The following is a 12,465-nucleotide window of genomic DNA, read 5'->3' on the forward strand; positions in this document are numbered from 1 at the left end:
TTTTTCATTATTGTGTCTGCATTATTCCCGCTCTATCACCTAATTACCAATCTAAAAGTGGTATCGAGACCCTCTGAAAAATCCCAACTGGAAACTTTGGCTGCCAGCGTAACAAAAGCCTGTGATGCTGAGATTAATTGACTGCGCAGAATGTGGTAGAATGGCCGCAAATTTGCCCTATACCCACAAGACCTTATGAGGGACACTTCTGTGACAGCTTTAAGTCAGTTATACCCACAGCCATTATGGCAATGGTTTGAACAAATCTGCGCTATTCCCCACCCATCTAAGCATGAGCAAGCCTTAAGCCAGCACATTCAAGCGTGGGCAAAAAGCAAACAACTTGCCGTCGTTGAAGATGCCGTTGGCAACTTGATCATCCGCAAACCGGCTACGCCTGGAATGGAAGATCGTAAAATCGTAGTCATTCAAGCCCATATCGATATGGTGCCGCAGAAGAATGCCGACAAAGTACACGACTTCACCCAAGATCCTATCGAAGCTTATGTCGATGGTGATTGGGTTAAAGCCAAAGGTACGACCTTAGGTTCAGATAACGGTATCGGCATGGCATCGGCGCTGGCCATTTTGGGCTCTGATGACATCAAGCACGGTCCGTTAGAAGTGCTGCTGACCATCGATGAAGAAGCAGGCATGACGGGCGCCTTCGGTTTACAGGCGGGCATGTTAGACGCAGAGATCCTGATCAACACTGATTCTGAGCAAGAAGGTGAAATTTACATGGGCTGCGCCGGTGGCGTCGATGCTCAAATCACCCTGCCTATGGTTTGGCAAGCGTCTGAGCAAAGTTACTCTGCCTTTAGCCTGCATTTATCTGGCTTAAAAGGCGGTCACTCTGGAGTGAACATTCACTTAGGTCGCGGCAATGCCAATAAGTTATTGGCGCGTTTCCTATTTGAAAATGCAGATGATTTAGCGTTAGAGCTGACACAATTTAGCGGCGGTTCATTGCGTAATGCGATCCCACGTGAAGCCAACATCAGCTTTATGTTGCCAGAAGAAAACGTCAGTGCCTTAAACGAAAAAGTCGCTGAGTTTGAAGCGCTTATCCGCACTGAACTCGCCATTGCCGATCCTGATATGCGTTTAGTGTTAAACACTATCCCCACGCCAAAACGTGTGATGAGCGAAAACAGCCAAAATACCCTGATCGATTTGCTGCATGTATGCCCTAACGGCGTGATCCGCATGAGCGATGAAGTCGAAGGTGTGACTGAAACCTCACTCAACGTAGGCGTTATCAGCACTGACGATGAACAAGTCACTATCCTGTGTCTTATTCGCTCACTGATTGATTCTGGCCGTACTCAAGTCGAAGGCATGTTAACTGCGTTAACTAACTTAGCCGGAGCCGATATCGATTTAAGCGGCGCTTACCCAGGTTGGAAGCCAGATAACAGCTCACCTGTGATGGCGATAGTACGCGAAACCTATCAAGACATTTACCAAAAAGAGCCAGTGATCATGGTGATCCATGCGGGTCTTGAGTGCGGTCTATTCAAGAAACCTTACCCAGAAATGGATATGGTCTCGATTGGCCCCACGATTCGGTATCCACACGGACCAGACGAGATGGTGAACATCACCACAGTCGGCCAATACTGGACCTTATTATTAGCCGTACTCGAGCGTATTCCAGTTAAGGCGTAACGCCCGAATGTTAGCCTAGCTCACTCAATTGGCACTTAATTCAAGGCCACATCTGCTCAAGTCAGATGTGGCCTTATTTTTTATCGCGCCTTCTATTAGTGTGTAGAAATGCCATTGATAAAATTTTTATGAAAGAACTGAATAACTTGAATTTTCTACTATAGTTGTTCTGTCTAACCCGAACGTATTTTTGCTTGTCGCGCTTTTAGAGATAGCCGCTTTCCCCTTCAATACTGTGACCTTAAGGAATAGAGATCATGAAATTTGGTAAAATCTTGTCAGCCGCCGCACTACTGCTCAGCAGTAACCTCAGTTTCGCCGAAGAAGTCCCCCAAGCCGTTATCGATCTAGCCGATTCACTGATGCCATTAGGTAAAGAAGTGGTGCTGGTGAATGCCGTTAAAGCGCAAAATGCTCAAGGCAAAAGTTTAGATTCGATCAAAACATTAGATGAAAAATGGATCGCCACCGCTGGGATTGATGATTTTATGTCGTCCTTGATGAACAACGAAGCGGCCAAGTTTCTCACCACCTTCGAAGCCAGCCAACCTTACTACCAAGAAATTTTTCTCATGGATAATCAAGGTGCTAACGTCGCCATGACCAGTAAAACCTCAGACTACTGGCAGGGTGACGAAGATAAATGGCAAAAATCCTTCGCCAATGGCAAAGGCGATAAGCACATAGGTCCAGTCAAATTTGACACTAGCTCCCAAGCTTATCTGGTACAAATTTCGATACCCGTCATGGATGGCGATGCCGCAATTGGTGCTATCACCATAGGGATCAACCTAGATCAATTCGGACTCTAATTGCCAGAGAACGCCAGTGATGGGCCGCATCCGCTTTTATTCAGTGGTTATCGCGGCCCTCATCTTTCAATGCATCAATCAAGGAGGGCGTGACTATGGAATGGTATAAAGATCTTTCCGTTAACCAGAAACTGACTTACCCGAGTCTGCTACTCGCTGGCGTAGTCATCTTCGCCTCTTCAACTGGCATCTTAGGGCTTAAAGCATTAAATAACAGCGCAAATACGCTCGCACTCGAATACTTACCGAGCCAATCTGAACTGCTGCAAGCTGATAAAGAGCTTTACCAAGCGCAAGTCTCCGAACGTAGCCTGATGTTCGTTAACGTGGGCACGGACTCCTATAATAGCCTTCTAAAACAGCACACTAATAGTATATCTCTGGTCAAAGAACACCTTAATCAGTTTGCCGATGTGACCACTAGTCCCCTCGCAAAAGAAAAACTCAATGAATTAAATCGCAGTTTCGAGGTATGGCGAACCACTACCTCTGAAATCAGCAATCAGCGCACCCAAAATGGCCGTAACGGTCGCACGACCGCCATTGATCTGAGCTTTGGCCAAGCAGCGACGCAATTCGAGCAGCTGCATCAAAATATTAATCAGCTAATCGATGACTTAAACAGCAATACGGCAGCAGCTGTCACCCAAGTGGATGATGACGCCTATCGTGGGCAGCAGATGCAGTTAATTGCTTTAACAATCAGTATCCTGATCTGCATTCTGTTCATCGTTACCTTGCCTAAACTCATCAGTAAGCCGCTCGCAGTTTTGCTGGCGAAAATCCACGACATTACCGATGGTGATGGTGATTTGACCGAGCGAGTCCAGCTAACCTCTAAGGACGAGCTTGGTGATCTCGCCAAGGCATTCAATCATTTTCTCGATAACTTACATGGCATTATCTCGCAGTTTAAACAATCTACTTCGGAGCTTAATGTCGCCGCCGAAGGGCTAGCCAAAACCAGTGCCACGGCAAAACATACCTTGATGGATCAACAGGCAGCCACCCACAGAATCGCCGATGCCAGTGATCACATTGCTGCCTCTGTGCAAGAAGTGTCAGTCAGTGCCAGTCATGCCGCCGATGCCGCGAAACAAGCCGATATCTTTACCGCCGATGGCCAAGAAAGAGTGAAAAAAACCATCAATGTAATTCGAGAACTCGCGGGGGATGTAGGCTCGGCAGAAATGCAAATCAACAAACTCGAACAAGAAGGCCAACATATCGGCCGCGTACTTGAGGTGATCCAATCTATTGCCGAACAGACCAATCTATTAGCCCTTAATGCAGCAATTGAAGCGGCGCGAGCGGGCGAGCAAGGACGCGGCTTTGCTGTGGTTGCCGATGAAGTGCGCTCCCTCGCCTCTAAGACCCACCAATCCACCGAAGAAATTAAATTGATGATCGCCAATGTGCAAAATGGCACCCAAAGCGCTGTGGCGGCAATTAATATTGGTAATGAAAAAGCGATTTCGAGCGTCGAAGCAGCCAGTAATGCCGGTGAAGCCCTAGCGCATATTGCAGAAATGGTGAGTCAGATCAGCGAGATGAATAATCAAATTGCCCTCGCTGCCAAAGCGCAAACCACTATGGCCAATGAGAGTCATCAAAATATTCAACACATTGCCGAACAGTCGGAGGACAGTTTACGCACCACTGATGAAATCTACGCCGCAAGCGTACAACTCTCATCAATGGCGGGTAACCTCACGGCTCTAGTCAGTCGCTTTAAGCTGTAAGCTGTAAGCTGTAAGCTGTTGAGAGTGAAAGTTTTTATATAAGTTACCTTTTGTAAATCAGTGATGTTTGAAAAGTCCCCTCTACCGAATAAGGGAGCATAAACCTGTCGCAGTGATTATCTGAATTCAGGTGCTCCCTTACATTTAAACAGCAAAGCTAGCATCGATTAGCAGCGCTTAACCACTAAGCCTCTTGTCGCGCGTAGATTGACCAACATAGGCAACATCAGCGCGAGGATCACTATCAGCATCCCTACCAATTGAATTTCCGTTACCGCCTGCCCCATGGCTAACGCCGTTAATGCCGCAAAAACGGGCACGAGATTAAAAAAGACCGATGCCTTAGCGGGGCCAAGCGCCTTAACGCCGTTAATCCAAAACAGATAACCAAGCACCGTCGCGAATAAACCTATGTAGAGCACGCTAGAAAAAGCCGTTGTCGACAGCCCCATCAGCTCCTGCCAAGGGTGAAACTCCCCACGGCCTAGCCCAACAACGGACATAGACACACTGGCTGCTATCATACTCAGCAAGGTAAATGGCAACACAGGCAACCAATGGCCGACCCGTTGCGAACAAATGGTATAACCACTCCACGCCAACATACCGGCGGCAATCATCACATCACCTTGGTTAAAACTAAAATTGAGCAACTGCTGCACACTGCCGTTAGTGATCACTAGCAATACGCCCGCCAAACCGCCCACTAAGCTAAACACTTGTTGTCTGCTGAGCCATTCACGCTGTAATAGCGCGTTGACGATTGAAGTCACTAGCGGGCTGAGCGCCATAATCAAGGCGCCATTGGCGGCAGAGGTGTGCTGCAGCCCATTAAATAACGCCAGATTTAAGCCGCCCACACCAATCACGCCCACTAGCGCTATGACAATGTATTGCGCCAAACTCAATTTGGGCCAAGCTTGACGAGTGAAAACGATATATAACGCCAGAGTCACCGCCGCAATGGTAAAACGCCAGAATACGAGGGATTCCCCTGACATCTCCTCCAGCACTCGCTTAGCAATGGGAAACACACTACCCCAGCTAAAAACGCAAATCAGTAGACAAACGAATGTCATGTAAGGTGTATGGGATTTCATATCGGACTCTAGGGAGGTAATTGGTATTGAGCTTAGTTTATTAGTTTCATATATTATTAAAACCTACAAGATTGAGAGCTTAAATTCCAAATATGAAACTTAATTATTCCTTAGACGATATGCGCTTATTTTGGGTGGTGGCACAACAAGGGAGCTTTAAGCTCGCGGCGCAGCACTTAGGCATTCCACCTTCAACCTTAAGTCGTCGAATCAATCTGTTAGAACAATCATTAGGCCTGCGTTTACTACACAGAGATGCCCATAGAGTCAACCTTACCGCCACAGGTCAGCGTTATCTCGAACGCTGCGGCCCGCTGTTTATCGAGTTAAACCAGGTATCTGGTGAGTTGCATGCGGATAAACATCAAGCGGTTGGCAAACTGCGGATCTCGGCGCCCATTAACACTACCTATCGCTGGCTGGGTGAATCACTCAACGCCTTCCAACGGCATTATCCCAATATCGACATCGATTTAAGCCTGTCGAACATGAACATCGATGTCAGTGAAAACGCTATCGATATTGCCTTTCGAGTAGGTGAACCTAAAGATCCCGATTGGATTGCAAGGCCGCTCACCACGATTAGCTTTGTGCTTTGCGCCAGCACATCGGCAACCCAGTGGCATGCACTGCAATCCATAGAAGCACTCGAACAGCATCCAGTTATCATCGCAAAGCCCGTAAAAACATGGCGCTTACAGCACAATATCACAGGGCAAAATTTCGAGTTTGAGCCGAGGGGGAACATCAAATTAGCCGTCGATGATATGGCGATCGCCAGTCAGGCTGTGGTGGCGGGACTCGGTATTGGACTATTACCCATCAGCATGGCGAGTGAACAGATACAAAGCGGCAAGCTCGTTCAAATACTGCCAGAATGGCAAGGTATTCCGCGCACCGCCTACTTGATGTATCGCGATCGGGACAATTTACCCTTGCGGGTCAGACTGTTAATTGATTTTATGTTGGCGAATCCACCCGAGGCTTATTGAGCCATTCAGGCATGAGTCTGCGGCTTATCGACTCAGTAAACAGCTAGAGCGCTAAATCAAGCTGAGTCTGGGCATTTGGGATTTCGGGCACTGCGAGGATAGAATCGGCGAGGCCGACCGAAATACCTAATAGGCGAATGCCGCGGCCCTCTTGCCTTACCATCGCCTGTGCTAGTAGATCATAAAACATCACAATAGAGACTTCATCGCTACGATGCTCGATAGTGGTTTGCTTGAAATCATTAAACTTGAGCTTGACCACTTGCTTGTGAATTTTGCGCTCTTTAGCGCTGCGGCTCAAACGTAGGGCTAATTCTTGGATCAATCCCGGCATCACTTGTTGGCACTGCTCTAGGCTATAAATATCCTTCGCCAGCGTGGTTTCAACACCCACTGATTTACGCTCTCTGTCGGCGGAAATGCCCCGCTCATCGATGCCTTGGGAACGCTCAATCAGCACGCCACCAAACTTGCCGAATCGCGCCAATAACTCAGGTTTAGAGTAGGCTTGCACATCACCACAGGTATTGAGCCCAAGCGAGGAGAGCTTTTCGGCGGTGACTTTGCCGACACCGGGAATTTTACGCAGCGATAAGGTTTTAACAAACTCAGGGAGTGTCTCTGGGGTAATCACATATTGGCCGTTTGGCTTATTCAGATCAGAGGCAACCTTAGCCAAAAACTTCACAGGGGCTATGCCAGCCGAAGCGGTTAACCCAGTTTCGGCTAAGATATCGCGGCGAATGGCCTGCGCAATCAAGGTCGCCGAGCCCTTATATTGTTGGCACTCACTCACGTCTAAATAGGCTTCATCTAAGGACAACGGCTCAACCAATTGGGTATAACGGGAGAAGATTTCACGAATTTGCAGCGACACATCTTTATAAACTTGCATCCGCCCAGGAACCAAAATGAGATCGGGACACAACTTAAAGGCATAAGCGGTCGCCATCGCCGAACGCACACCGAATTTACGTGCCTCGTAGCTACAAGTGCTAATAACACCACGACGATCGCTGCTGCCGCCCACAGCTAAAGGCTTGCCACGGTATTCGGGAAAGTCGCGCATTTCCACTGCCGCAAAATAGCAGTCCATATCGATGTGAATAATTTTTCGCACGTTGAATTCCTCCAACGCCAAAATACTGTATATAAAAACAGTAATCAAGTATTCATCATCAATTTAGCGAGGATCAGGCGGGAAACCTAAAATAAAAAGGAGCCTAAGCTCCTTTTGTGAGTGCACTATGAGTGATGCCGTGATTGAGCTGATGGTCAGTGAGCAAACAGTTCACTGACCAACTCAGGCTTAAATCTTAAATTGGCCGATATTGCGTGTGAGCGCGCGGGTCATATCCTCAAAGCCTTGCAAGCTTTGCGACAAGTCCTGACTCGAAAGCAAAGACTGATCCGACAACCCCCGCACATTATCGACATTGAGCGCCACTTCCTCGGCCGCCACGGCTTGCTGATCGATTGCTACGGTTATTTCAACCGTTTGCTGCTGAATTGACATAATCGCCGTCGCAATATCATTCAGTGCCGCTTCGACCTGAGTCGTTAGCCCTTGCCCCGCTTTCGCTTGCTCAACGCCCGATTCCATCACTTGCTCAGCCTGCAATGCGCTTTGTTGCAAGGTTTGGATAATGCCTTGAATGTTAGCGGTAGAATCTTGGGTACGCGATGCCAACGTGCGCACTTCGTCTGCCACCACAGCAAAGCCGCGACCTTGCTCACCCGCACGCGCCGCTTCAATCGCCGCATTCAATGCCAATAGATTGGTTTGTTCGGCAATGTTACGGATCACGCTCAAGACTTCACCGATTTGCTCTGAGCTATTGCGTAAGTGTTTAATCACTTTCGCCGCCGCAATTACTTGTTGCGACAGTGCCTTCATCCCTTCGGTCGCACGGGAAACAATCTGTGTACCGTCGTGGGCCTGAGTTTGCGCCTTCTGAGCAAAATCATTCGCCCTCTGGGCACTGACAGCCATTTCTTGACTGGTTTGCGCCATTTGCGTTGCGGCGGTAGCAACCGTATCTATCTGCTGCTTCTGCGATGAGACCGACGACACGGCTAAGTCGCAGATCTGCCGCGCATCAATAACGCCCGTGCCAACCTCTTGGGTTAAGCTGCGCGTATCCAACAACATGTGCTGCACTTTCTCGGCAAAGCGATTAAAGGCATCGCCAAGTTTGCCTAACTCGTCTTCTCGATCCATTAGAATACGTTTTGATAAATCACTGTCACCTTCGGCAATATCTTCCATCGCATCCAATAACTTAGCGAGTTGACGTCTAAAGGGTAGCAACATCAACCATACCGTCACGCCCATTAGCAGCATGATACCTATGGCGACTATACTGGCATTCCAGAACGCAGCGGTCACTGGCGCTTCAATCACTTCGTGGGGCAACATAAAGGCTAAGTGCCACTTTTGTTTGGGATAATCGCCGCCCACAGTCACAAAGCTCACCCGCTGGGGCACGCCATTGAACGTGACGTTAGCAAACCCTTGCGCTTCCCTTTGCATCTGTTGTCTTAATGCCGAAAACCCTGAGGTCTGCTTAAACTGAGTGTCCACTTGATTCGCCAAAGAACCCGGCGGGAAACGCTCGGAAAAACCAGGGAAATACACTAGCTTGCCTTCGTCTGTCATTAAGAAAGCTTGGCCAAAATCACGGTATTTAATCGGTGCCAGCAGGGATTTACCAATGGTATCAATCAAGATATCCATGCCGCCAATGCCAATCAGCTCACCATTCGCCGCATAAACGGGGGTTTTAACCGTGGCAGAAATTGAACCATCGTTCGCATCGACCGCTGGATCGCCAACAAAGAGCCCAGCTTGATCGATCGCTTCCTGCCACCAAGGTCGTTTGTTGGTGTAGTAATCTGGATCGCCATCGAAGCGACCATTAAGGTCAAAGTACTCGAAGGTATTGGCCGAGCCAAAAAACACCGACTTAACATCGCTATCCCGATCGGAGAAAGACTTAAAGTAACCAATAATGTCTTGATACTGGCGATCAGCTGCTAGATGACTGCCACGGGCGTGATACTGAGTAAACCACTTCACTAAACCCGGCTCGGCAAACACTGAATGGATCACTTGTCCCTTAGCAATAAAGTAGCCGCTGATCTCATTGGCTTTTAAGGCTACCAGCGCCGAAATATCCGCATCGACTTGCTTTCGCGTGTTATCACTTTCTTTTGTCACCAACAAAGCGGCGACTAAGGTAAGCAGTACAGCAAGCGAACCAACGATAGTAACCACTAACTGCAAACTTAGAGAACGTTTCATATATCCCATCAATCTTCCCGTCTGGCTGGCCAACAAGTTAACAATATGGCTCGCAAAAATAGTTTTACACGGTAACAATTTTTACCTGTTAACAACAGATGAAATTGCCATAAAAAACGTAAATAAGTATTTGTAAAGAAAGGATATTGAGCATATAACAGGATTCGCTAAATTTAAGGCGGATTGCAGAGGAAGAGTTTGTAGAGGCAGAGTTTTACAGTCAGATAGACTATATAAAGATTCGAAAAATAGGCCGCGGTGGTAATAAGATCAGCGAGACACTCCCGCTGATCTAGATTTAGTGATTACATCTTAGTTTGCAGGTAGTTTTGCAGCCCGACACGGTCGATAAGTCCGAGTTGTTTTTCGAGCCAATACATGTGGTCCGACTCAGTATCGTCGAGTAACACTTCGAGGATTTCGCGGGTTTGGTAATCTTGCTTCTGCTCACACAGGGCAATCACTTGGCGCAAATCGTCCGCGACCTTGTACTCGTAGGCGAGATCATTACGCAGCATCTCTTCCACATCTTTACCTATGTTCAACGCCTCACGGGCGGCAACATTAGGCGTTCCTTCGAGGAATAAAATACGCTGTACTAATTTGGCCGCATGGGCTTTTTCATCATCGGACTCATGGGCGATGCGCTCATAGAGTTCATTCAAGCCCCAATCTTCGTACATATGGGCATGGACAAAATATTGATCCATTGCCGAGAGTTCTCCCGTTAGGAGTCGATTTAACGCATCGATGACGTCTTTATCGCCTTTCATATCCCGCTCCTATTGGTCGCTAATTTGCGATTGAAGATAATTTTGAATACCGGTTAGCATAATGAGCTCTTGCTGCGACTCGAGCCAATCTAAATGCTCTTCCTCATCTTCGAGAATGTCTTCCAGCAGATCGCGGCTCACATAGTCTTGCTCGGTTTCACACAGGCTAATGGCATCACGCAGCAATGTAAGCTGCTCTTGCACCATGGCCAGATCGCAGTCGAGCATTTCTTGGCTATGTTCACCAATACGAAGTTTCTCGAGTTGCTGCAAATTTGGCAGGCCTTCCAAAAACAGTACGCGCTCGATGAGCTTATCGGCGTGCTTCATATCTTGGATGGATTTTTTGTATTCGACGTGATTTAGCTTCTCAAGGCCCCAGTGCTTAAACATGCGGGCATGGAGAAAATATTGATTGATGGCGGTCAACTCACAGGTAAGCACCCGATTCAGTTGCCCAACCACTTTAGGATGACCTTTCATAAGTTACTATCCTTGGTAAGCGTGAAAAGATTGATCTAAATCAAGCTTCTAGCCTAGTACAATTCAGCGGCCAACTCAAATTATCTTTATATTTCACCTACTTAATGATAACAACCATTCTCATTTCCGCTTAGATTAGCGCGCTATCTCCCTCATATCCCAAGGATAAATTTAAGTGAATCATCTAGGCTGATAAGTTTCAGGCAAAAAAATAGCCTCCAGATGGGAGGCTATTGTCAAAACAGACGATGTAGAGAATGTTAGATAATACGGTCTTTTGTTAACTTCTCACGACGCGCTTCTTCAGCGGCCATACGACGTTTACGTTTGTCACAAGGGTCATCACAATCGCACGCTTTCTCAATCCCTAGAACACCTAAACCGCCACAACTTCCTTCAACGGCTTTGCGCTTGATGAGATAACCAATCGACATGAGCAAAAAGAATAATAACAAAATCACAAATGCCGCGATAAAAGAGGTCATGGTTTACTCCAAAAACTAAATAAGGAAAGGCTTGAAGGCGTCGCTATAGTAGACCTTAAATCCGTCGCCTTGCTTTTCGATAAGCATTATCGCCAAGTGTTCCTTCTTGGCAAGCTCCAATGATGCTTCTGTGCCCAAAACCATCATAGCCGTCGCAAAACCATCGGCTGTCATACAATTTTGATGCAATACGGTCACGGATGCTAGCCTATGATTGATCGGCAAACCGGTACGCGGATCAATTATATGGGTAAAACGTTGGCCGTCTTCCTCATAATAATTACGATAATCGCCCGAGGTCGCCATCGCCATAGTACCTGGTGAGATAACCTGCTGTACGGCTTCAGAACCGTCATCGGTTGGTTGCTCTATGGCAACGCGCCAAGAGCTGCCATCGCCTTTAGCACCTTTAATGCTGAGCTCACCACCAATTTCAACTAAATACCCAGTCGCGTGGTATTTATCAAGAATGGAAGCCACTTTATCAACCCCAAACCCTTTGGCAATCGACGATAGGTCTACGTATAAATGGGCGTTGTGCTTAGTTAGACGGTTACCTTCAATGGAAAGTTCACTAATACCGGTTTTGGCTTTTGCCGCATCGATATCGGCCTGACTCGGGACCTTTGTTGGACGCTTATCTGGCCCAAATCCCCACAGGTTAACTAAAGGACCTAAGGTAATATCAAGTGCCTTATCCGTCACTTGATATAAACGTACTCCCTCTTGCACCACTTTGATGGTATCCGCTGAGACTTCAACGCTTTGCTCCAATGGCAACTGGTTGAAACGGGATAATTCTGAATCAGGGCGATACGTCGACATCTGATCATTGACCAGCTCAAGGGCTAAATCAATTTCCGCTTGAAGTAACTGCGCTGTCGGCATCTGCTCATTCGGCACGACTTTAATATGGTAAGTCGTCCCCATAGTGCTGCCCGCTAACGAAATGACTTCGTTCTGCTTAGAACAGGCTGAAACAAAAAAGGCCAGCCCTACGAGGACTAGCCAGTTAAATGAATGCTTTAGTGCTGAGGTATTGATCTTTAAGGTCTGAAACATAGTGACCTACTACTCTTATTTGGGCCCTTAAATGCAAAAGT

Annotated in this window: 11 protein-coding genes; 4 read left to right on the plus strand and 7 right to left on the minus strand. The window is 47.4% G+C overall.

Annotation, left to right across the window (positions count from 1 at the left end; all coding sequences use genetic code 11):
* Positions 1–210 precede the first annotated feature (210 nt).
* The 3 genes from OX890_RS18295 (at position 211) to OX890_RS18305 (ending at position 4,225) form a co-directional block, all read left to right on the plus strand.
* Entirely contained in the window at positions 211–1,671 is a 1,461-nt protein-coding gene (locus OX890_RS18295) for an aminoacyl-histidine dipeptidase (RefSeq protein WP_107403936.1), read from the plus strand.
* A gap of 257 nt (positions 1,672–1,928) precedes the next feature.
* Positions 1,929–2,483: a cache domain-containing protein gene (locus tag OX890_RS18300; protein ID WP_006080485.1), complete on the plus strand. Its 555-nt coding sequence runs from the start codon at positions 1,929–1,931 to the stop codon at positions 2,481–2,483.
* Between the two features lie 95 nt (positions 2,484–2,578).
* On the plus strand, positions 2,579–4,225 hold the full coding sequence (locus tag OX890_RS18305) for a methyl-accepting chemotaxis protein (protein WP_268649698.1): 1,647 nt from the start codon (positions 2,579–2,581) through the stop codon (positions 4,223–4,225).
* Positions 4,226–4,392: 167 nt separating this feature from the next.
* Here OX890_RS18305 and OX890_RS18310 read toward each other — a convergent pair whose 3' ends face one another.
* Positions 4,393–5,325, minus strand: coding sequence for a DMT family transporter (locus tag OX890_RS18310; protein ID WP_011845999.1), 933 nt, complete (start codon positions 5,323–5,325; stop codon positions 4,393–4,395).
* A gap of 92 nt (positions 5,326–5,417) precedes the next feature.
* On the opposite strand from OX890_RS18310, the gene OX890_RS18315 reads away from it, so the two are divergent.
* Positions 5,418–6,317 (plus strand): LysR family transcriptional regulator, encoded by a 900-nt coding sequence (locus OX890_RS18315; RefSeq protein ID WP_006080481.1) that lies wholly within the window; start codon positions 5,418–5,420, stop codon positions 6,315–6,317.
* A 43-nt stretch (positions 6,318–6,360) separates the two neighbouring features.
* On the opposite strand, the gene dinB is transcribed toward OX890_RS18315, so the two are convergent.
* From dinB to OX890_RS18345, 6 genes are all read right to left on the minus strand, one after another.
* Positions 6,361–7,437 (minus strand): DNA polymerase IV, encoded by a 1,077-nt coding sequence (gene dinB, locus OX890_RS18320; protein WP_268649699.1) that lies wholly within the window; start codon positions 7,435–7,437, stop codon positions 6,361–6,363.
* A 189-nt stretch (positions 7,438–7,626) separates the two neighbouring features.
* Entirely contained in the window at positions 7,627–9,630 is a 2,004-nt protein-coding gene (locus OX890_RS18325) for a methyl-accepting chemotaxis protein (RefSeq protein ID WP_268649700.1), read from the minus strand.
* A 296-nt stretch (positions 9,631–9,926) separates the two neighbouring features.
* The gene (gene bfr, locus OX890_RS18330; protein WP_006080476.1) at positions 9,927–10,394 is read right to left on the minus strand and encodes a bacterioferritin; all 468 of its coding nucleotides are present in this window, start codon (positions 10,392–10,394) and stop codon (positions 9,927–9,929) included.
* Positions 10,395–10,403: 9 nt separating this feature from the next.
* A complete protein-coding gene (gene bfr / locus OX890_RS18335) occupies positions 10,404–10,877 on the minus strand; it encodes a bacterioferritin (protein WP_268649701.1) in 474 nt (157 codons plus the stop codon).
* Between the two features lie 260 nt (positions 10,878–11,137).
* Positions 11,138–11,362, minus strand: a complete 225-nt coding sequence (nqrM, locus tag OX890_RS18340) for a (Na+)-NQR maturation NqrM (RefSeq protein ID WP_006080474.1) — start codon at positions 11,360–11,362, stop codon at positions 11,138–11,140.
* 15 nt (positions 11,363–11,377) lie between these two features.
* Positions 11,378–12,424, minus strand: a complete 1,047-nt coding sequence (locus tag OX890_RS18345; protein ID WP_268649702.1) for an FAD:protein FMN transferase — start codon at positions 12,422–12,424, stop codon at positions 11,378–11,380.
* Between the last annotated feature and the right edge of the window lie 41 nt (positions 12,425–12,465).

Origin of the sequence: Shewanella sp. DAU305 (assembly GCF_026802235.1) — a bacterium.
GTDB lineage: Bacteria > Pseudomonadota > Gammaproteobacteria > Enterobacterales > Shewanellaceae > Shewanella > Shewanella baltica.